This is a genomic window from Bacteroides sp. D20, assembly GCF_003436255.1.
GTDB lineage: Bacteria > Bacteroidota > Bacteroidia > Bacteroidales > Bacteroidaceae > Bacteroides > Bacteroides uniformis.
The window spans coordinates 180,049-202,090 of the sequence record NZ_QSOO01000005.1; the positions used below are offsets into that span (position 1 = coordinate 180,049).

At 43.9% G+C, this 22,042-nt stretch carries 19 protein-coding genes; 18 read left to right on the forward strand and 1 reads right to left on the reverse strand.

What is annotated here, in order from left to right:
* Window positions 1–157: 157 nt before the first annotated feature.
* Entirely contained in the window at window positions 158–1,729 is a 1,572-nt protein-coding gene (dnaB, locus tag DXD78_RS07255) for a replicative DNA helicase (RefSeq protein ID WP_008664493.1), read from the forward strand.
* Between the two features lie 157 nt (window positions 1,730–1,886).
* Here dnaB and DXD78_RS07260 read toward each other — a convergent pair whose 3' ends face one another.
* The gene (locus tag DXD78_RS07260; RefSeq protein WP_009038368.1) at window positions 1,887–6,359 is read right to left on the reverse strand and encodes a translocation/assembly module TamB domain-containing protein; all 4,473 of its coding nucleotides are present in this window, start codon (window positions 6,357–6,359) and stop codon (window positions 1,887–1,889) included.
* A gap of 204 nt (window positions 6,360–6,563) precedes the next feature.
* Here DXD78_RS07260 and tsaD point away from each other — a divergent pair, with 204 nt between their 5' ends.
* The 17 genes from tsaD to DXD78_RS07345 all read left to right on the forward strand — a co-directional run bounded on the left by tsaD (window position 6,564) and on the right by DXD78_RS07345 (window position 21,829).
* Window positions 6,564–7,586, forward strand: coding sequence for a tRNA (adenosine(37)-N6)-threonylcarbamoyltransferase complex transferase subunit TsaD (gene tsaD, locus DXD78_RS07265; RefSeq protein ID WP_005827731.1), 1,023 nt, complete (start codon window positions 6,564–6,566; stop codon window positions 7,584–7,586).
* Window positions 7,587–7,599: 13 nt separating this feature from the next.
* On the forward strand, window positions 7,600–8,067 hold the full coding sequence (locus tag DXD78_RS07270; RefSeq protein ID WP_009038369.1) for a CinA family protein: 468 nt from the start codon (window positions 7,600–7,602) through the stop codon (window positions 8,065–8,067).
* 121 nt (window positions 8,068–8,188) lie between these two features.
* Window positions 8,189–8,449 (forward strand): 50S ribosomal protein L28, encoded by a 261-nt coding sequence (gene rpmB, locus DXD78_RS07275; RefSeq protein WP_004291052.1) that lies wholly within the window; start codon window positions 8,189–8,191, stop codon window positions 8,447–8,449.
* 20 nt (window positions 8,450–8,469) lie between these two features.
* On the forward strand, window positions 8,470–8,658 hold the full coding sequence (gene rpmG, locus DXD78_RS07280; RefSeq protein ID WP_002560155.1) for a 50S ribosomal protein L33: 189 nt from the start codon (window positions 8,470–8,472) through the stop codon (window positions 8,656–8,658).
* A 14-nt stretch (window positions 8,659–8,672) separates the two neighbouring features.
* Window positions 8,673–8,831, forward strand: coding sequence for a DUF4295 domain-containing protein (locus DXD78_RS07285; protein ID WP_005827735.1), 159 nt, complete (start codon window positions 8,673–8,675; stop codon window positions 8,829–8,831).
* A gap of 251 nt (window positions 8,832–9,082) precedes the next feature.
* A complete protein-coding gene (gene ftsY / locus DXD78_RS07290; RefSeq protein ID WP_005827738.1) occupies window positions 9,083–10,042 on the forward strand; it encodes a signal recognition particle-docking protein FtsY in 960 nt (319 codons plus the stop codon).
* Window positions 10,039–11,337, forward strand: coding sequence for a 30S ribosomal protein S12 methylthiotransferase RimO (rimO, locus tag DXD78_RS07295; RefSeq protein ID WP_009038370.1), 1,299 nt, complete (start codon window positions 10,039–10,041; stop codon window positions 11,335–11,337). Before ftsY ends, rimO begins: the two co-directional genes overlap by 4 nt.
* Before the next feature lie 78 nt (window positions 11,338–11,415).
* Window positions 11,416–11,688 (forward strand): HU family DNA-binding protein, encoded by a 273-nt coding sequence (locus DXD78_RS07300; RefSeq protein ID WP_005827742.1) that lies wholly within the window; start codon window positions 11,416–11,418, stop codon window positions 11,686–11,688.
* 27 nt (window positions 11,689–11,715) lie between these two features.
* The gene (locus DXD78_RS07305; protein ID WP_009038371.1) at window positions 11,716–12,897 is read left to right on the forward strand and encodes an HU family DNA-binding protein; all 1,182 of its coding nucleotides are present in this window, start codon (window positions 11,716–11,718) and stop codon (window positions 12,895–12,897) included.
* A gap of 193 nt (window positions 12,898–13,090) precedes the next feature.
* A complete protein-coding gene (locus tag DXD78_RS07310; protein WP_005827745.1) occupies window positions 13,091–14,086 on the forward strand; it encodes a MoxR family ATPase in 996 nt (331 codons plus the stop codon).
* Window positions 14,087–14,254: 168 nt separating this feature from the next.
* Complete coding sequence (locus DXD78_RS07315; protein ID WP_005827747.1) at window positions 14,255–15,124, forward strand: DUF58 domain-containing protein; 870 nt, start codon at window positions 14,255–14,257, stop codon at window positions 15,122–15,124.
* Window positions 15,125–15,131: 7 nt separating this feature from the next.
* On the forward strand, window positions 15,132–16,211 hold the full coding sequence (locus tag DXD78_RS07320; RefSeq protein WP_009038372.1) for a hypothetical protein: 1,080 nt from the start codon (window positions 15,132–15,134) through the stop codon (window positions 16,209–16,211).
* A 95-nt stretch (window positions 16,212–16,306) separates the two neighbouring features.
* Window positions 16,307–17,290, forward strand: coding sequence for a VWA domain-containing protein (locus tag DXD78_RS07325; RefSeq protein WP_009038373.1), 984 nt, complete (start codon window positions 16,307–16,309; stop codon window positions 17,288–17,290).
* 80 nt (window positions 17,291–17,370) lie between these two features.
* Window positions 17,371–18,399: a VWA domain-containing protein gene (locus DXD78_RS07330; RefSeq protein WP_005827751.1), complete on the forward strand. Its 1,029-nt coding sequence runs from the start codon at window positions 17,371–17,373 to the stop codon at window positions 18,397–18,399.
* Window positions 18,396–19,106, forward strand: coding sequence for a tetratricopeptide repeat protein (locus tag DXD78_RS07335; protein ID WP_008664501.1), 711 nt, complete (start codon window positions 18,396–18,398; stop codon window positions 19,104–19,106). Before DXD78_RS07330 ends, DXD78_RS07335 begins: the two co-directional genes overlap by 4 nt.
* A 22-nt stretch (window positions 19,107–19,128) precedes the next feature.
* Window positions 19,129–20,973, forward strand: coding sequence for a BatD family protein (locus DXD78_RS07340; protein WP_009038374.1), 1,845 nt, complete (start codon window positions 19,129–19,131; stop codon window positions 20,971–20,973).
* A gap of 10 nt (window positions 20,974–20,983) precedes the next feature.
* A complete protein-coding gene (locus DXD78_RS07345; RefSeq protein ID WP_005827754.1) occupies window positions 20,984–21,829 on the forward strand; it encodes a tetratricopeptide repeat protein in 846 nt (281 codons plus the stop codon).
* Window positions 21,830–22,042 lie beyond the last annotated feature (213 nt).

The window sequence follows — 22,042 nt, forward strand, 5'->3', positions numbered from 1 at the left end:
TCGCTTATCTTTGCCATACGAGCGAAGATAGGCTGCACCTCAACATAACTTTTTCATGCAAGCATGAAAGTTATGTATTCGGTTTGCACTATCTTTGCTTTCCCTTTCTAAAAGGGAAATTCATTTAATTTTTAATTTTCAATTTTTAATTCTTAAAGTGGCAGAACAAAGAAGAACATCCCGTACTCCGAAAGGAAAGGCACCACAGCCCGTAACAGACTACGGACGTATCCAGCCGCAAGCGCCGGAGCTGGAAGAAGCTGTCTTGGGAGCCTTGATGATTGAGAAGGACGCTTATTCGCTGGTAAGTGAAATTCTTCGTCCGGAGTCATTCTATGAGCATAGACATCAGTTGATATATTCCGCTATTACCGATTTGGCCGTGAATCAGAAGCCGGTCGATATCCTCACCGTGAAGGAGCAACTTTCCAAGCGGGGAGAATTGGAGGAAGTGGGCGGCCCGTTCTATATTACCCAACTCAGCAGTAAGGTGGCATCTTCTGCACACATCGAATACCATGCACGTATCATTGCACAGAAAGCTTTGGCACGTGAACTGATTACTTTTACCAGCAATATCCAGAGCAAGGCTTTCGACGAGACGCTGGATGTGGACGACCTGATGCAGGAGGCCGAAGGAAAACTGTTCGAGATTTCCCAGCAGAACATGAAGAAGGATTATACACAAATTAATCCTGTCATTGCCGAAGCCTATGATTTGATTCAGAAAGCTGCTGCCCGTACCGATGGTTTGAGTGGCTTGGAAAGTGGGTATACCAAGCTGGACAAGATGACTTCCGGATGGCAGAAGTCCGACCTCATCATTATTGCGGCCCGTCCTGCCATGGGTAAAACGGCGTTCGTACTTTCCATGGCAAAAAACATTGCCGTGAATTTCCGCAATCCCGTAGCACTGTTCTCGCTTGAAATGAGTAACGTGCAGCTGGTGAACCGTCTGATATCCAACGTGTGCGAGATTCCGAGTGAGAAAATCAAGAGTGGCCAGTTGGCAGACTATGAATGGCAGCAGTTGGATTACAAACTGCGTGACTTGCTGGATGCTCCGCTTTATGTGGACGATACGCCTTCTTTGTCGGTATTCGAACTCCGTACGAAGGCACGGCGTCTGGTACGTGAGCACGGAGTGAAGATTATCATCATCGACTACCTTCAGCTGATGAATGCAAGCGGAATGTCTTTCGGTAGCCGTCAGGAAGAAGTTAGTACCATTTCGCGTTCATTGAAAGGTTTGGCCAAGGAGCTGAACATTCCTATCATCGCCTTGTCGCAGTTGAACCGTGGTGTGGAGAACCGTGAAGGCGAGGAAGGCAAGCGTCCCCAGTTGAGTGACCTTCGTGAATCCGGTGCCATCGAGCAGGATGCCGATATGGTGTGCTTCATCCACCGTCCCGAATATTACAAGATTTATACTTCTGCCGATGGCAGTGACTTGCGCGGTATGGCGGAAATCATCATAGCAAAGCACCGTAACGGTGCCGTGGGGGATGTGCGTCTGAGATTTATCGGACAGTACACCCGTTTCCAGAATCCGGAGGATGATATGGTTATCCCACCTCCGACGGAGGGTGGAGGAGCTACATTCGGTTCACGTATGAATGCGCCTATCGGAAGTACGGCAACACCGCCTCCTCCATCGGCTGCTGATTTTCCGCCACAGACGGACAACCCGTTTGGAGGTGTGGGGTCGGACGGGCCATTACCTTTCTGATGTATTTTTATGGCTACACCCTTTGCCTTGAATGCCTATACCATCGTAGAGTGATGGCTACACCTTTAGGTACAAAGGGTGTAGCCATGTTAAATACTGTATTTGAGCCTATTTACTTATTCTAAAATCTTCAATGTGGACAGTAAGAACGTCAATCTTACTTTTGCTCCCTTTTCCGTTTTGATTGTGTCTCGGGCATCTGCTGTTCTGTGTTTATTTTATCAGTGGATAGAGTATCTTGTTTTATTTTTTGTTCCTTTCTCAGCCGGTTGAGTTTCCATCTGTTCCAGAAAAGGAGCTCACTCCATTTGTTGAAATCCTTTTTGAAGATAATGCCAATACCTTGTGTTGTCAGATTTGTCCGGGTGTAGTAGCGGTCGTTCGTTTCGTTGTACGCTTTCAGGCGGATGTCTCCGGAACGGTTGACGAGCCATTCTGCTTCAAAGTCTCCCACAAAATTGGTATTTGCCATCGGATTGTCACGATAGCCAAAATTACCATTGATAAGTAGTCGGTTATTCAATAATTGCCCCGAAAGCATGGTCTCGAACTCCATGTCTGTCCAGCCTCTTTCACCGGTACTGAAATTGGTGCCGAAGTTCCAGTTATTAACATCGAGAATGTTCGATAAAGCGTTATTCAACTGTCCGGAAAGGGTGGATGAAACAACACTGGACATCATATTCGAATTCTGGGTGGCTCCCAAGTTTTCCGGGGTATAGAACTTGCCGATAGCCAACAGATAGAGTATCTGCATGTTCATTTGCTCGTCAGTAGGAATATAGTTACGGACAATGGCCTGCACTTCATCGCGTTCGTTGGGCAGCTCGATGTCGAATTTTACATCGGGTGAAGTCAATTGTCCGGTAAGGTCCATCATACAGTTCACTTTTACATTTGTCTGGCTGATGTAGCCGGAGGTTGCCTCGTTGGGCATTAGGTCATTTAAGGATGCTGAGTTGACCGTATAGCCTGCTTTTATGTCCAGAGTGGCATCCAGCGGCGAACCGTTGAATGTAATGGTACTTCCATCCCTGATAATAAAGTCCTTTCGGATAACCTCTTGCAGACTGAATTTATAGACTCCCTGGTTTATCCGGTAACTGCCGAACATTTTTACATCTCCTTTATTGAAGAACTCAGTACGGATATTTCCGGTTCCCCGTCCACTGATATAGTCGCCGGCGATAGGGTCCATGATAATCTTCATGGTAGCGTCGGAGGTGGCGTCTACCAAGAGATTCAGCCGGATGTCAGTGTCGCTCTCTTTCTCTTCCTCGATTTCCTTTTGGGCAATCTCGTAGTCGGAAAGGCGAACAGAGTCTTGTACGGCACGGCGTGGCGTCTTGTCCACAAACTTGATGAACTGGTTGCTGACTGCTGTAGATACGTTATCCTTTATATAGGTAAAGGTGGTGTTACGATTGGTAGTCATTGCAACGTCAATGTTAACGCCATCTTGGGCATTACCGGCAATAGTGGCATTCCCCGTACCGTAGACGGTGCCGTAGAAGGGATAGTCCGGTGATTCTTTGGTATTCATCACCAGCATGTCGTTGACATTGAAATTGAAACGGTACTCCAGGTTCTTGAAATGCTGATATTGCAGATAGCCGCTCATGCTGCCTTGATGCCCTTGCGTGTCGAAAATGCGGTTGTTGCGGAAGGTCAACCCGCCGGGCTCGATGTAGATGCTGTCTTTGACGGAGAAAGTGGTGTTGAGCACGTCTACCTTCATGGAAGCATCGCCGAATACACGCCCTTCCATGGTGAGAGCCTTGAATTTGCCATAGAAATGTACATGGCCGGTGGCACGTCCGTTGAATTCGGGCGTGATGCTGCTCATATAATGATGTATAAACTTCAAGTTGGTACCGCCCGCTTCAATTTGGAGATCCAATGAACTGGTGGGCTTCAAGGGATAGACATAGCCATACACATGGCTTTTGGCGATATCTTTCTCCCGGATATGGGCATCCAGATAGATGCCCTTCACGTCGTGGTGCCATTCTCCGTGTATGTTGGCATCACCCAGCAAGCCTTCGTTCAATCCGAGATTGCGGATAAACAAGTCGGTGCTCATGACGGGGGTTTCCAGTACTCCGCTGGCGAAAGCCGGACCGGTGGCTTCTCCTTTGAAATTGACTCCGAGGTCTGCAATGTCGAACACATAACCGATGTTGATTTCCTTCAAATCCAGACGTACTGTATCTTCGGGTTGTGGTGAAACGATACCATTGATACGCAAGTGCCGGTCTTTATGGCTGAAGTAGAAATCATTGACATACACTTTGCCGGAGTCGAGTACCACTTGGGAGGGATGTATATCCCATAGCGTATCGTTCAGTATCACGTTGGTGGGCTGGACATCAATGACGGTTTTTAAGGGGGGAAGTTTCCTCTTGTTTTCATTCGCTTCTTTCTGTTCACGGATGAAGTGGGCGACGGCGGCGAGTTTCCCGCTGTAGGTTACAGTGCTGCTGTTACCCCAGTTCAGCGTGGTCTGTATGCTGTTGTTCTGGGCTTGCGCTTCTAAAGCTATATTGACAGCGCCGCTTGATTTGCGGTTGCTGAAGCGTAGGCGTGTATGGAACTGGTCACCGGGATTCTCGCAAAGGAACATTCCGGATTCGATGAATTTGTTTTCATAGCGGAGACGGGGAAAATAGCCTTCTACACGGAGTCGCTGTGCCTTGTCATTGAAGTATCCTTTAATGGTGGAATGGGTATATACTTTTACCGGAATCTGAAAGACGGTGGAGAGTAGTTCCGTATTGTAAATGTGCATGTCGAAATGGAAATTGTTCTCCGTCTCTATGGGTTTCTTGTCTGGCAGAATCAAGGCGGGGATATAACGACGCATGATATTCAGTACACTGGCAGGCAGGGTACGATAAGAATAATCGCCTTCTATGCGACCTTGGAGAAAGTTGGATTGGATGGTCAGCCGTTTCTGGTCTTCGCTTTCTCTGATGGCGGATATCTTCAGATTGTCCAGGAAGTATTGTGTTTCCGGAGCTGCGAACAGTAAGCTGTCAACGTTGATTTCACCGTTCATCTCGTCAATGGAACCGCCGGTGAAGTCAGCCTTGACTTTGACTGATATTTCCGTATCTTCATAGTTGGGTGTCAGATGTAGGGCATGAGGACGAAATTTGTCGATGCTTGCCTGAAAGTTGAAAGTCGGTACCCGACTGGCGGTATTGATGGTACCGTTCAAAATAACAGAACCATTGGTGTCATCCAAGGCGACTTTTCCCGTGAAGCCTCCCTGCTTGTATTCTCCATCCAGGGTGATATTTTCGTAATTGTAGTCGCTGTAATCAATGGAGGCAACCAGCCCTTTCAGCAGTACGGATGGGTATTGGTTTTCGTAATGGCTGCTGTTGACATCCAGATTGAAAGTTACTTTACCCAGTTTTTTGTTACCCAGCATCTTGCCCAGCTCAAACTCTTTGGTTTTCACTGCACCGGAATAGGCAAAATAACCTTTATCTTTGTTAGAACTTAGTTTTACGTCAGTTTGGATGGTTCCGATGTCAGTGCGTACTTGTCCGTAAGTTACGAGGTCTGTGAAGTAGCCCGATACTTCTCCACGGAAGGAAACCGTTCCTAAGTGTTGCAGGACGGGAGGTACTCCATTATAGTTCTTGCTGAAATTCCGGACAAAGAAGGCAATTCCTTCCGGGTCTGCGTACAAATTGGACAAATTGCCGAATATATAAGCATTTTCCGGATGGGAAAGGTCTTGTAGTGATACGTCTCCCCTCAGATAAAAATGATTTCCGACAGAGACGGAAAGGTGCGGGCAATTCAGTTGATTGACAGTGCCGTCCGTCTGTACCTCTACTTGCAATTTTTCCTTGAAAGAACCAAAAGCCGGAACAAAAGCCGATAAATCCTGCAAGGCGATTTGAGAGGGCAGCAAATGGAATGAGAAACGGACATCTTGGGCAAGATTGTCAAATGCCCCCAGACTGTCATAATCCATGTGTATAGTATCCATTGCCAAAGAGGTGTTGGGGAGGTCGATGGCGAAATTTTCGATTTTCATCCGTTGGTCATTGCCGATAACCTTTAGGCTTAGTTTCTTCAATTCAAATCCGGAATGTTCTTCTTCGATGCTCAGACGCTTGATGGCAGCATTGATAGAATCATTTTGCAATGCTTTTAGGGAGATGTTTGCAATAATGTTACGCAAGCGGAGATGCTGTGGATTGAACTTTCCCGGAGTCTCTTTCTCGGACAGCACATCATATGAAACCTTTCCGCGGCGTATCAGTAAGGAATTGATACGGAGATCCAGGTTGTTTTTCTTTTGAACCGTATCTTTGGATGCGAATGCGTCGAGTACAAACTGAAAATTAGGTTTATCCTTGGGAGTCTGCTTGTTCAGATTGATGTTAAAGCCGAACAATTGTATGTTACTGATGGATATTTTGCCGCTGAATAGGGGGAGAATATCGAATTTGGCAGAAAGACGGGTCACCTTCAGCATTTCCTTGCCAGACTGGTCGTCCAGGAGCAGGTCGTCGATGATGATGCGGTTCAGCAATCCTATGTTTATTCGCCCAATGGAAATCTTGCTGTCCAGTATGGAAGCCAGTTCATTGGCAACAAATACAGACATTTGTCGCTGAACGGATGGAATGTTCAGCAACAATATGGTACCGATATACAATCCCAATACAATACCGAGTACCCAGCGTACTGTTTTTTTTAGCTTTCTGATAGGCGGTTAATTTTTATAATCAGCCAACAAAAATATGAAATAATACGTTATGAATCGTACTTTTATCACTACTTTTGCAGCGTTTAAACGTAAATAAACATTATGAGTACAATAATCTTGGGAATAGAATCTTCTTGTGATGACACTTCTGCAGCTGTCATCAAAGATGGTTATCTGCTTTCGAATGTGGTGGCCAGCCAAGCTGTGCATGAAGCATACGGCGGGGTAGTGCCTGAACTGGCTTCCCGCGCGCACCAACAAAATATAGTTCCGGTAGTGCATGAGGCATTGAAACGCGCCGGAGTAACCAAAGAGGAATTGAGTGCTGTGGCCTTTACGCGTGGACCGGGATTGATGGGGTCGTTGTTGGTGGGGGTATCTTTCGCCAAAGGGTTTGCCCGTTCATTAGGTATTCCTATGATTGATGTTAATCATTTGACTGGTCATGTGTTAGCTCATTTCATTAAAGCAGAAGGTGAAGATAATGTGCAGCCGGAATTTCCTTTCCTCTGCTTGCTGGTTTCCGGTGGAAACTCACAGATTATCTTGGTGAAAGCCTATAACGATATGGAAATTTTGGGGCAGACCATTGATGATGCCGCCGGTGAAGCCATTGACAAATGCTCGAAGGTAATGGGATTGGGATATCCGGGTGGTCCGATTATTGACAAACTGGCTCGGCAAGGTAATCCTAAAGCCTTCTCGTTCAGCAAACCGCATATTCCAGGGTTGGATTATAGTTTCAGCGGACTTAAGACCTCGTTTCTTTACTCTCTGCGCGACTGGATGAAGGACGACCCCGATTTCATCGAACATCACAAGACGGATTTGGCGGCATCACTGGAAGCTACCGTTGTAGATATCTTGATGGATAAGTTGCGCAAAGCTGCCAAACAATATAAAATAAAGGAAGTGGCTGTTGCAGGAGGCGTTTCTGCCAATAACGGATTGCGTAATGCTTTCCGTGAGCATGCCGGGAAGTATGGTTGGAAAATATTTATTCCGAAGTTCAGCTACACAACGGATAACGCTGCCATGATTGCCATTACCGGATACTTCAAGTATATGGATAAGGATTTTTGTCCGATGGAAGCACCTGCTTATTCACGCGTAACTTTAGGATAATATATAATAAGGTATGAAGTTGGAAGAAAAGGTAGGAGAGCTGCTGAAAGCAAAGAAATTGTCCCTTTCCACCGCAGAAAGTTGTACGGGTGGAGGGATTGCCGCTCTGATTACTTCCGTTCCCGGCAGTTCGGAATACTTTAATGGTAGTATAGTGGCGTATTCCAATGAAATAAAGATGTCTTTGCTGCATGTATCTGCCGAAACTTTGGAAAAACATGGAGCAGTAAGCCGCGAAACTGTTACAGAAATGGTGAAAGGTGCGATGAAAACGCTGAAAACAGATTGTGCAGTGGCTACTTCCGGTATTGCAGGTCCTGGAGGTGGGACTCCGGAAAAACCAGTGGGTACGGTGTGGATAGCTGCTGCCTATAAAAATGAAATAGTTGCCATGAAGCAGGAGGGGGACGAGGGAAGAAAGGGAAATGTGGAAAAAGCAATTCAAAATGCCCTTTTGTTGCTTTGTGAGAAGCTGAAATGAGGAAAAAATGCTATCATACAGTGAATTATTTTAAGAAAAACTTGTTTGGTAACGATAAAAGTGCTTACTTTGCGCTCTGTTTGAAATAGGCAAAAAAGAAAACTATAAAATTAAGATAGAAATGTCAAAGATTTGTCAAATTACCGGAAAGAAGGCCATGATTGGCAACAATGTTTCACACTCAAAGAGAAGAACAAAGAGAACCTTTGATTTGAACTTGTTTAACAAGAAGTTCTACTATGTAGAGCAGGATTGCTGGATCAGCCTTAGCATTTGCGCTAATGGTTTGCGCATTATTAATAAGAAAGGACTGGACGCTGCTTTGAAAGATGCGGTAGCTAAAGGTTATTGTGATTGGAAAAGCATTAAAGTTATTGGCTAAAGTAGAGGAGAATACTGATTATGGCAAAGAAAGCAAAAGGTAACAGAGTACAGGTGATTCTGGAATGCACAGAACACAAGGATAGCGGTATGCCGGGTACTTCTCGTTATATTACGACGAAGAACAGAAAGAATACCACAGAGAGATTGGAGTTGAAGAAATACAATCCGATTCTGAAGAGAGTGACAGTACATAAAGAAATTAAATAATAAATCTATAACTTATGGCAAAGAAAGCGGTAGCAACCTTGCACGAAGGAAGCAAAGAAGGACGTTCTTATACAAAGGTTATCAAAATGGTGAAGTCTCCTAAGACTGGTGCTTACATCTTTGATGAACAGATGGTCCGTAATGAAGATGTTCAGAACTTCTTTAAGAAATAAGATAAATACAGTGGCTGTAAAGCGCTGATGACTTATAAAGATCCCCCTTGTCGGTATTTCCGGTAAGGGGATTTCTTTTTAAAAAGAGGACGAAGTTTTTAATATTCGTCAGTTTTGTTATATCTTTGCTGAAAATGCGAAGATAGGCTGCACCTCGGCATAAAAAATGAACGGGTTCATTTTATTCTGCATCCGGTTTGCACTATCTTTGCAGGGAATGCGAAAACAGGTTGCATAAAAATAATTAGTGTATGGGATTTTTTAGTTTTTTCTCCAAGGAAAAAAAGGAAACATTAGATAAAGGATTATCTAAGACCAAAGAAAGTGTGTTTGGCAAGATTGCGCGTGCCGTGGCAGGAAAGTCAAAAGTTGATGATGAAGTATTGGATAATCTGGAAGAGGTGTTGATAACTTCGGATGTGGGCGTGGAAACGACACTGAAAATTATTGAACGTATCGAAAAGCGTGCAGCAGCCGACAAATATATGAATGCCACTGAGCTGAATCATATTTTACGTGATGAAATCGCAGCGTTGCTTACAGAGAATAATTCGGAGGATGTGGATGACTTTGAAGCACCGATTGCGAAGAAACCATACGTCATTATGGTAGTGGGCGTCAATGGTGTAGGGAAGACTACTACGATTGGCAAACTGGCTTATCAGTTCAAGAAAGCCGGAAAGTCTGTTTATCTGGGTGCTGCCGATACTTTCCGTGCTGCTGCTGTGGAGCAGTTGGTGATATGGGGTGAACGGGTAGGTGTACCTGTTGTAAAGCAGAAAATGGGTGCTGACCCGGCTTCTGTCGCTTTTGACACACTGAGTTCCGCAACTGCCAATAATGCCGATGTGGTAATTATAGATACGGCAGGACGCCTTCATAATAAAGTCGGTTTGATGAATGAACTGACGAAAATCAAGAATGTGATGAAGAAGGTTGTTCCTGATGCTCCGAATGAGGTGTTGCTTGTGTTGGATGGCTCAACCGGGCAGAATGCATTCGAACAAGCCAAGCAGTTCACTCTGGCAACGGAGGTTACGGCAATGGCTGTTACAAAGTTGGACGGAACAGCCAAGGGTGGCGTAGTCATCGGCATTTCAGACCAGTTTAAAATTCCGGTTAAATATATTGGATTGGGTGAAGGAATGGAAGATTTGCAGGTGTTCCGTAAAAAGGAATTTGTTGATTCACTGTTCGGGGAGAATGCATGAAACGGAAGACTATAGATATCATCACTTTAGGATGTTCTAAAAACCTGGTGGATTCGGAACATTTGATGCGTCAGTTGGAGGAAGTGGGATTCCATGTGACACATGATGCGGAAAGACCGAAGGGACAGATTGCCGTAATCAATACTTGCGGTTTCATCGGTGACGCCAAGGAGGAATCCATTAATATGATTCTGGAATTTGCGCAGGCCAAGGAGGAAGGAAACTTGGAGAAGCTTTATGTAATGGGTTGCCTTTCGGAACGTTATCTGAAGGAATTGGCCGTTGAAATTCCCCAGGTGGATAAATTCTATGGTAAATTCAATTGGAGAGAGTTGTTGCAGGATTTGGGAAAGGCCTATCATGACGAGCTGCACATAGAGCGCACATTGACCACTCCCAAGCATTATGCCTATTTGAAGATATCCGAAGGGTGTGACCGTAAATGTTCTTATTGCGCTATTCCCATCATTACGGGACGGCATGTGTCGCGCCCGATGGAGGAAATACTTGACGAGGTGAAGTATCTGGTTGCACGGGGTGTAAAGGAATTCCAGGTTATAGCCCAGGAGTTGACCTATTACGGAGTAGATTTATATAAGAAGCAAATGTTGCCCGAGCTTGTTGAGCGGATTTCGGATATTCCCGGAGTGGAGTGGATACGCTTGCATTATGCCTATCCGGCACATTTTCCGACTGATTTATTCCGTGTGATGCGCGAGCGTGACAATGTATGCAAATATATGGATATTGCCCTGCAACATATCAGCGACAATATGCTGCAAAAGATGCGCCGCCATGTGACGAAGGATGAGACGTATAAGCTGATAGAACAATTCCGTGAGGAGGTTCCCGGTATCCATCTCCGTACTACACTGATGGTGGGGCATCCAGGAGAAACTGAAGCCGATTTTGAGGAGCTGAAAGAGTTTGTCCGTAAAGTGCGTTTCGATAGAATGGGGGCTTTTGCGTATTCGGAAGAAGAAGGGACGTATGCCGCTGCTGAATATGAGGATTCTATTCCCCAGGAAGTGAAACAAGCGCGCTTGGATGAGTTAATGTCTATTCAACAAGGCATTTCAGGGGAGTTGAGTGCGGAGAAAGTAGGCAGGCAGATGAAAGTAATCATTGACCGGCTGGAAGGCGAATATTATATTGGACGTACAGAATTTGATTCTCCCGAAGTGGATCCTGAGGTTTTGATTGAGCGTGGAGACAGAGCGTTGCATATAGGTAACTTTTACCACGTAGAGATAGTAAATTCCGATGATTTCGACCTTTTTGGACGAATAATTTAAAGATTTTTCCTTATCTTCTTGCATATGTGAAGAAGATTTGCTAATATAGCACCGTAGTTCAATTTAAAGGCTTACATTTTGAATAACAAAGAGTTTACTTCTGAATTGTCGCGGAGGTTAGGATACACATTGAAAGATACTTCTGAACTGGTTGCTTCATTGCTGGCAGATATGACACGGCAGTTGGAGGAGGGAAATATTATCTCTATACAAGGGTTCGGTACATTCGAAGTGAAAAAGAAGGCAGAGCGTATATCTGTGAATCCGACTACAAAGCAGCGTATGCTGGTACCTCCCAAATTGGTGTTGACTTATAAGCCGAGTACATTGTTAAAGGATAAGTTTAAGTAACCGGCTTTTAAAAAAATCTCCCGTATTATGAATGAGAAACTGAACATACAAGACCTGATTGACACGCTGGCTGAAAGGCATGGCATGAGCAAGAAGAATGCGGATAGTTTTGTGAAAGAATTCTTCCAGCTGATTGAGGAGTCTTTGGAGAAGGACAAGTATGTGAAGATACGAGGTTTGGGGACTTTCAAGCTGATAGATGTCGGGAGTCGTGAAAGCGTTAATGTGAATACGGGGGAAAGGTTTGAGATACAAGGGCATACAAAAGTGTCGTTTACACCGGAACCGGCTTTGAAAGATATTATCAATAGACCATTTTCGCATTTTGAAACTGTAGTTTTGAATGACGCTACGGTGCTTGAGGACACCCTGCAGGAAAATGACAGTGAAGATGATGAAGATACTGAAATCAAAACTCCGGAACAAGAGGTGGAGGAGAAGGTTGCCTTAGTGGAAGAAGCCACGATAGAAGAACCTTTGGTGGAAACTGTAGTCGAAGAGCCGTTAGTTGAGCCCGAACCGGAAGTTGAAGAGGAGAAACCGGAAAAAACTGAACCTGAAGCAATGCCTGAAAATATAGTTGCTGTTGAACCGGAACCGTCTGAGCCAGTGATAAAAGATACGGCAGATTCTTCGACTATGAAATATTTTATAGGCATCGTTGTATTTGTAGTGTTGTTGTGTGGTGGTGCCGTAGCTTTCATGTATTATCCGGACTTGCTTGACAAACTTACTGCAAAGCCTCTTGTAGAAGAGGTTGCAGACTCGGATGTGAAGGAATCTGTTACTGAAAAGGTGGATGTCCCTGCCGGTCAAGACAATATTGCCTTGACAGACAGCATTGTTTCAAAAGATGTTGTAGTTCCTGCCCGGACAGATACTGTGGCAGAAACTGTTGCTACAACAACTCCTGCGCTTACAACAACTCCAAAGGAAAATGTACAGGTACAGTCTCCCGCTCCTAAAAAAGAGCAGAAAAAGACAGTTGCACCGTTTGAACCGGATTCTGTGGGGTATACGATTGTGGGAACAGAAACCACTTATACCATCAAGGAAGGGGAAACGCTGACTAGGGTAGCGCTTCGTTTTTATGGGACAAAAGCTCTTTGGCCTTATATCGTGAAGCATAATCCCGGCGTAATCAAGAATCCGGATAATGTACCTTATGGTACCACTATCAAGATACCGAAATTAGCCAAGAAGCAGTAAAAAATTACTGCTTCTTTTTTGTTAAATACTAAACTCTATGAAAGTAGTTTAATCTAAAAGGTTTCGCATAGTTTTTTAATAAAAATTAGTTGGTATGGTTAATTTATTCCCGTACTTTTGGGAGCGAAAAAAATAATTGCCGGTTCAAAACCGGATAAATGAAGAAATTAAACATTAAAAAATAGATTGATTTATGGCTGAAACAATTGACATCCGCGAACTGAATGAGCGGATTGAAAGACAAAGTGCTTTCGTTACCAATCTTACCACAGGTATGGACCAGGTCATTGTAGGACAAAAGCATCTGGTAGAGTCGTTGTTAATTGGTTTGTTGTCCGATGGACATGTGTTGTTGGAAGGTGTGCCCGGTTTGGCAAAGACTTTAGCTATCAAGACGCTTGCTTCGTTGATTGATGCGCAATACAGCCGCATTCAGTTTACGCCTGACTTGTTGCCTGCCGACGTAATAGGTACAATGGTTTACAGCCAGAAGGATGAAACGTTCCAAGTAAAAAAAGGTCCGGTCTTCGCAAACTTTGTTTTGGCTGATGAAATCAACCGTGCTCCGGCCAAAGTACAGAGTGCTTTGCTGGAAGCCATGCAGGAACGTCAAGTTACTATCGGCAATGAAACTTTCGGGTTGCCCAAACCATTCCTGGTGCTTGCCACACAGAATCCTATCGAGCAGGAAGGTACTTATCCGCTGCCCGAAGCGCAAGTGGACCGTTTCATGCTGAAAGTCGTAATAGACTATCCGAAGCTGGAAGAGGAGAAACTGATTATCCGTCAGAATATCAATGGTGATAAATTTGAAGTGAAGCCCATTTTGAAGGCAGACGAAATTATTGAAGCTCGTAAAGTGGTTCGCCAGGTGTATCTGGATGAGAAAATAGAAAAATATATTGTTGATATTGTATTTGCTACCCGTTATCCGGAAAAATATGATTTAAAAGAACTGAAAGACATGATTGGTTTCGGCGGTTCGCCCCGTGCTTCCATCAACTTGGCCTTGGCTGCCCGTAGCTACGCGTTCATCAAGCGTCGCGGTTATGTCATTCCGGAGGATGTGCGCGCTGTGGCACATGACGTACTTCGCCACCGTATCGGCTTGACTTACGAGGCGGAAGCCAGCAATATGACATCTGATGAAATCGTCAGCAAGATACTGAACAAGGTTGAAGTGCCCTAACGCATAATAGAGGTTTTCGTAAACTTGAGGTTTACAATCCTATACCTGAGGCTTAGCGTCGTAAACCTTAGGGTTGAGTACCGAAAACCTCACCCCTTTTCATAGGGAAGTTTCTGTTATAAACTAAATTGCGCTTGTGTGCTTAAATGAGATTATTAAAATAAATCAATGGAAACAACAGAACTTTTGAAGAAAGTCCGTCAGATTGAGATAAAGACGCGCGGATTGTCCAACAATATCTTTGCCGGGCAGTATCACTCTGCCTTCAAGGGTAGAGGTATGGCATTCTCCGAGGTGCGCGAGTATCAGTTTGGCGATGACATACGCGACATTGACTGGAATGTGACCGCCCGCTTCAACAAGCCTTACGTCAAGGTGTTTGAGGAGGAGCGCGAATTGACAGTGATGTTGTTGGTAGATGTTTCCGGTAGTTTGGAGTTCGGTACGGTAAAGCAGATGAAGAAGGATATGGTGACGGAAATTGCCGCTACACTGGCATTCTCTGCCATTCAGAATAATGACAAGATTGGTGTCATCTTCTTTTCGGACCGGATTGAGAAGTTTATTCCGCCCAAGAAGGGACGTAAGCATATACTTTACATCATCCGCGAACTGATAGATTTTCATGCGGAAAGCCGGAGGACGAACATCCGTTTGGGATTGGAATATCTGACGAATGTGATGAAACGCCGTTGCACGGCATTTGTCTTGTCCGACTTCATCGACCAGGAAAGTTTCAAGAACGCCATGACCATTGCCAATCGTAAGCATGACCTGGTTGCCGTTCAGGTGTACGACCGTCGTGTGGAAGAATTGCCACCCGTGGGACTGATGAAGATTAGGGATGCCGAGACGGGACATGAGCAGTGGATTGACACCTCCTCGCGTGCCGTGCGCCGTGCCCATCATGATTGGTGGGTGAACAAGCAGGCGGAATTGAATGAAACGTTTACCAAGAGTAATGTCGACAATGTGTCGGTACGTACCGACCAGGATTATGTCAAGGCATTGATGAATTTGTTTGCGAAACGAAATTAATCGGAAAATGAAAAGATATTTATTTCTGATAGCGTTATTGATAGCATGGTCGGGAAGGGTAGTAGCCCAGTCGGTAACGGTAGATGCTACGATTGACTCTTTGCAGATTCTTATTGGAGAGCAGGCAAAGATAAAGCTTCAAGTATCTCTGGATGCCGATAAGCGTGCCATATTCCCGGTATATACCGATACGCTGGTGAATGGGGTTGAAATTATTGATGTGGCCAAGCCGGATACGCAACTGCTGAATGATGGCCGGCGTGCATTGATAACTCAAGAGTATACAGTTACCTCTTTCGACTCGGCTCTTTATTATCTGCCGCCTATGGAAGTGACAGTGGATAATGAGAAGTATCGCTCCAAAGCGTTGGCCTTGAAAGTATATTCGGTGAATGTCCCGTTAGACCCGGAGAATCCGGAACAGTTCTTCGGTCCCAAAACAGTGATGCAAGCGCCTTTTGCCTGGGAAGACTGGTATGGTCTTATGGCTTGTGGTGCGCTGATTATCCCGATAGGGATATTACTTGTCTATCTGATAATGCGCTTCTTCGACAATAAGCCTATTATCCGTAAGGTGAAGGTAGAACCTAAGCTGCCTCCCCATCAGTTGGCTATGCAGGAGATAGAACGTATCAAGAATGAGAAGGTATGGCAGAAAGGGGAACCGAAGGAATATTATACGGAATTGACTGATGCTCTTCGTACATATATAAAAGACCGCTTTGGTTTCAATGCTTTGGAAATGACTTCTACGGAAATCATAGATAAGTTGCTGGAAATGAAAGATAAGGAAGCAATATCGGATTTGCGTGAATTGTTCCAGACTGCTGATTTGGTGAAATTTGCCAAGCATAATCCATTGATGAACGAAAATGACGCTAACCTGATTAATGCCATTGACTTTATTAATGAAACCAAGGAGAAAGAAGAGGAGAATGCCAAGCCGCAACCTACTGAGATTACCATTATCGAGAAACGTTCTTTGCGTACCAAGATTTTGCTGGGAGCGGGTATTGTGGTGTTGGCTGTAGCTCTTGCCTGTTCATTGATATATATCGGATTGGAGTTGTATAATTATTTTGCTTAATGCTGGAAAAGTGACTTCAATCGGATATACATGAGTGAAAAATGAAGGATGTTTGGAGCGAAGCTGAATTGTAAATCGTTAAATCGTACATAAATATGGTTTTTGCCAATATTGAATATTTATTTTTGCTGCTGTTGCTTATACCTTATATAGTATGGTATATTATGAAGCGGACGAATAGTGAAGCTACGCTTCAGATTTCGGATGCCCGTGTGTATGCCCATACCCCTAAAAGCTATAAGAACTATTTGTTGCATGTACCGTTTGTATTGCGGATAATTGCCTTGATACTGATTATTCTTGTTTTGGCACGTCCGCAAACCACCGATAGCTGGCAGAACAGTGAGATTGAGGGTATTGATATCATGCTTGCTATGGACGTTTCTACCAGTATGCTGGCCGAAGACCTGAAACCTAACCGGTTGGAAGCGGCGAAGGATGTGGCGGCAGAGTTTATTAACGGACGTCCGAATGACAATATAGGTATAACTTTGTTTGCTGGAGAAAGCTTTACGCAATGTCCGTTGACAGTAGACCATGCCGTATTGTTGAACTTGCTTAAAGATATGAAGTGCGGGCTGATTGAAGACGGAACGGCAATCGGTATGGGTATTGCCAATGCCGTTACCCGTTTGAAGGATAGCAAGGCAAAGTCGAAAGTCATTATTCTGCTGACGGACGGTGTCAATAATAAAGGTGATATTTCTCCTTTGACGGCTGCTGAAATAGCCAAGAGTTTTGGCATTCGCGTTTATACTATTGGGGTAGGAACCAATGGTATGGCTCCTTATCCTTATCCGGTAGGCGGAACAGTGCAATATGTCAATATGCCCGTCGAAATTGATGAAAAGACTTTGACACAGATTGCCGGAACAACGGAAGGTAACTATTTCCGTGCCACCAGCAACTCGAAGTTGAAGGAAGTGTACGAAGAGATAGACAAGCTGGAGAAAACAAAATTGAATGTAAAAGAATACAGCAAGCGCCAGGAAGAGTACCGCTGGTTTGCGTTGGCTGCTTTCTTGTGCGTATTACTGGAGGTACTGTTACGCAACTCTATATTGAAGAAGATACCGTAAAAACGGAGAATGTCTTTTAGTGTATCAGTCATTGCGTAGCCAAATTGTAAATTGTAAATTGCTAAATTGTAAATAAAAAGATGTTTCGATTTGAAGAACCTGCATATTTGTACTTGTTGCTGCTGCTGCCTTTATTGGCGGCCTTCTACTTGTACTCCAATTATCGGAGGAGGAAAGCCATTCGTAAATTTGGTGACCCTATACTGATGGCACAGCTAATGCCGGATGTTTCCAAATACCGTCCGGATGTGAAGTTTTGGTTGGTTTTTGCGGCTATCGGGTTGTTCACGGTACTGCTGGCACGTCCGCAGTTTGGTTCCAAACTGGAGACGGTAAAACGCCAGGGAGTGGAAGTGATGATTGCGTTGGATATATCCAATTCCATGCTGGCACAAGACGTACAGCCAAGCCGCTTGCAGAAGGCAAAACGGCTGGTGGCGCAGTTGGTAGATAAGATGCAGAATGACAAGGTCGGTATGATTGTTTTTGCAGGTGACGCTTTTACCCAGTTGCCTATTACGAGTGATTATATTTCTGCCAAGATGTTTTTGGAGTCCATCGATCCTTCGCTGATTTCCAAGCAAGGTACGGCAATTGGAGCTGCAATAAATCTGGCTGCCCGGAGTTTTACACCTCAAGAAGGAGTGGGACGTACTGTTATTGTCATCACCGACGGTGAAAACCATGAAGGTGGTGCCGTAGAAGCTGCTAAGGCTGCTGCAGAGAAAGGTATCCAGGTCAATGTATTAGGGGTAGGTATGCCTGAGGGTGCTCCCATTCCAATAGAGGGTACTAATGATTATCGTCGTGACCGTGAAGGTAATGTAATCGTTACTCGCTTGAATGAGCAGATGTGTCAGGAAATTGCTCAGGCAGGAAATGGTATTTATGTGCGCGTAGACAATACCAACGGTGCACAGAAAGCGATTAGTCAGGAAATCAACAAGATGGCAAAGGCAGATGTGGAAACACAGGTGTACACGGAATTCAATGAACAGTTTCAGGCAGTGGCATGGATTATTCTGCTGTTGTTACTGGCTGAGATGTTGATATTGGAGCGCAAGAATCCTCTGTTCCGCAACATTCATTTATTCTCTAATAAGAAATGATGCGTATGTTACAGAAAAAATATATTGGAATAGTTTTGCTGCTGTTAGTGGCAGTTTCAGCTTCTGCACAGAAGGCGGAACGCGATTATATCCGTAAGGGAAACCGTTTTTTTAAGGATAGCGTATATGTGGATGCAGAAGTGAACTATCGGAAGGCTTTGGAGGTAAACCCGAAGTCAACGGTTTCCATGTTCAACCTGGGAAATACATTGACCCAGCAGAACAAGCTGCAGGAAGCGATGGAGCAATATGTGGGAGCTACCAAGATAGAAAAGGACAAATCGAACTTAGCACAGATTTATCATAATATGGGAGTCATCTTTCATTCTCAGAAGGATTATGCAAAGGCGGTAGAAGCCTATAAGGAGTCGTTACGTAATAATCCGAAAGATGATGAAACGCGCTATAACCTTGCTTTGGCACAGAAACAGTTGCAAGACCAGCAGCAGAACCAGGATCAGAATCAAGATCAGGATAAACAGGACCAACAGAAGGAGCAGGATAAACAGCAGGATCAGCAGAAAGACCAGCAACAGAATCAAGACCAGCAACAACAACCTTCTCAGCCGGAAAAGAAAGATAATGAGATGTCTAAGGAAAATGCCGAGCAGCTATTGAACTCTGTCATGCAAGACGAGAAGGATGTGCAGGATAAAGTGAAAAAGCAGCAGGTACTTCAAGGAGGTCGTCTGGAAAAAGATTGGTAACAAACATAATAGGAAATAATATATGAGAAAAATAGTTTTCTTATGGATAGCACTGATTGCAGTCGGTATGAATGTCTTTGCCGATGGCAAGGTATCGTTTACTGCGTCTGCTCCTGACGCTGTGGCGGTAGGAGACCAGTTCAGACTGTCGTATACGGTGACTACACAAAAGGTAAGGGATTTTCGTGCTCCTTCTATGAAGGAATTTGATGTGTTGATGGGGCCCAGCCGCTCGCAACAGAGTAGCGTGCAGATGATTAATGGGCAGACGACTTCAACCAGCAGTATTACATTCACTTATATTTTAATGGCGACTGCAGAAGGTGATTTTACTATTCCAGGAGCCACTATCACTGCTGATGGTAACCAAATGGTTTCGAATTCTGTACAAGTAAGGGTTCTTCCGGCAGATCAGGCTGCTAATGGAGCTTCTGGAAATGGTGGCAAACAGAGTGAGGGCACTGCCAGCCGCGCTTCTTCCGGGACATCTGTATCGAATAGTGATTTGTTTATTACAGCTACTGCCAGTAAGATGACGGTGTATGAACAAGAGGCTTTTCTGCTGACATACAAGATATATACCTTGGTGGACTTACGTATGTTTGATAATGTGAAATTGCCCGACTTCAAAGGATTCCATTCTCAGGAAGTAGAATTGCCTAATGACAGAAGATGGGGATTGGAGCATTATAAAGGTAGAAATTATCAGTCTACAATCTATCGTCAGTTTGTGTTGTTCCCGCAACAAGCCGGTAAACTGACAATTGATGCAGCACGTTTTGACGCTTCTATAGCCAAGGCTACACAAGTATCCGATCCGTTCGAGGCGTTTTTCAATGGAGGAAGCAATTACGTAGAGGTGAAAAAGACTATTTTGACTCCGCAACTGACAATTGACGTAAAGCCCTTGCCGGCAGGTAAGCCAGCCGATTTTTCGGGAGGAGTGGGAGAGTTCAATATAACTTCTTCTATCAATAGTACAAATGTCAAGACCAATGATGCTGTTACTGTCAAACTTGTCATTTCTGGTACTGGTAATCTGAAATTGCTTTCTAATCCGGAAGTTAAATTCCCCGAGGATTTTGAAGTATATGATCCGAAGGTGGACAATAAATTTCGTCTGACAAATTCGGGCCTCTCCGGTAGTAAGGTCATTGAGTATCTGGCAATTCCTCGTAATGCGGGAACTTATAAGATTCCTGCCGTAAAGTTCAGTTATTTTGATATTAATTCCCGTTCGTATAAAACGTTGACTACGGAAGAGTATGAATTGCATGTGGAAAAGGGAGCAGGCAATGCTGCTCAGACTATTGCAAACTTTACAAGCAAGGAAGAACTGAAAGTATTGAACGAGGATATTCGTTTTATCAAGCAGAATAACGTAACTCTGTCTCCCAAAGGTGATTTCTTCTTCGGTTCGTTGACGTATTGGTTACTTTATTTGATACCGGGTATTGCATTCATTACATTCTTTATCATCTATCGTAAGCAAATAGCAGCCAATGCAAATGTAGCAAAGATGCGTACCAAGAAAGCCAATAAAGTGGCGGTGAAACGTATGAAGCAAGCTGGTAAATTATTGGCTGAGAATAAGAAAGATGCGTTTTATGATGAGGTTTTGAAGGCTCTTTGGGGGTATATCAGTGATAAACTGAACATTCCGGTATCCCGTTTGTCTAAGGATAATATCGAAGAGGAACTTCGTAATTATGGTGTGAATGATGCGTTGATAAAGGAATTCCTCGATGCATTGAATAACTGTGAGTTTGCCCGCTTTGCTCCGGGTGATGATAACCAGGCTATGGATAAGGTATATTCAGCTTCTTTGGAAGTTATCAGTAAAATGGAAAACTCGATAAAACATTAATCAGGAGGAAATGGTAATGAATAAAATATTGTTTTTTACTCTTAGTCTAGTGATGGCAATTACTGCCTATGGGCAGAATTCTGCATCTGTAGATACATTACAGACTGCTAGTGACTCTACATCCGTCGGTTCACATGCGGAATTCTCTGCTGCAAGGCAAGAAAGCAATGTGACAAAGGCTGAAGGTGACAGCGCTTATATACGGAATGATTATGCTTCTGCCATTCAAATATATGAGAATCTGTTAAAGAAGGGAGAGGCTGCAGAGGTCTATTATAATCTTGGCAACAGTTATTATAAGGCAGATGATATAGCAAGAGCTATATTGAATTATGAGCGTGCCTTGTTGTTGGAACCTGGTAATGCTGATATTCGTGCAAATTTGGAGATAGCACGTTCTAAGACAATCGATAAGGTAATCCCAGTTCCTGAGGTTTTCTTTGTATCTTGGACTAAATCGTTGATTAATTGTCTTAGCGTAGACGCATGGGCTAAGTTGGGGATTGTGTTCTTTGTACTATTACTCGTTTCGTTCTATCTCTTTTTCTTTTCAAAACAGATTACGGGAAAGAAAGTGGGATTTATTGCAGGAATAGTATTCCTGGTTCTTGTTATATTGAGTAATGTGTTTGCTGCTCAGCAAAAAGGCGAACTGATGGAACGTAACGAAGCTATAGTGTTGGCACCTAGTGTCACAGTGCGTAGTACTCCCAGTGAAAGTGGTACAAGTCTGTTCATTCTTCATGAGGGACGTAAAGTTGAGATAAAAGACAACTCTATGCGTGAATGGAAAGAAATTCGTTTGGAAGATGGTAAAGTAGGGTGGGTTCCAGCTTCTGCCATAGAAGGTATTTAAATTTTCCCTGTATTCTAAAAACAGCTCGTATAAACCCGATAATTCTGCTTTATACGAGCTGTTTCTGTCTATTTTTAGGAGCTTTTTCTCTGTACTTATAATTCTGCATACTTGAAAATGATTATTTTTTGGAGAGGCAATATTCTTTTTGAAAAAAGATAAAGAAATAGTTTGTTTTATCCTTTTTTTTCCTTAAGTTTATAGCGTGATAAT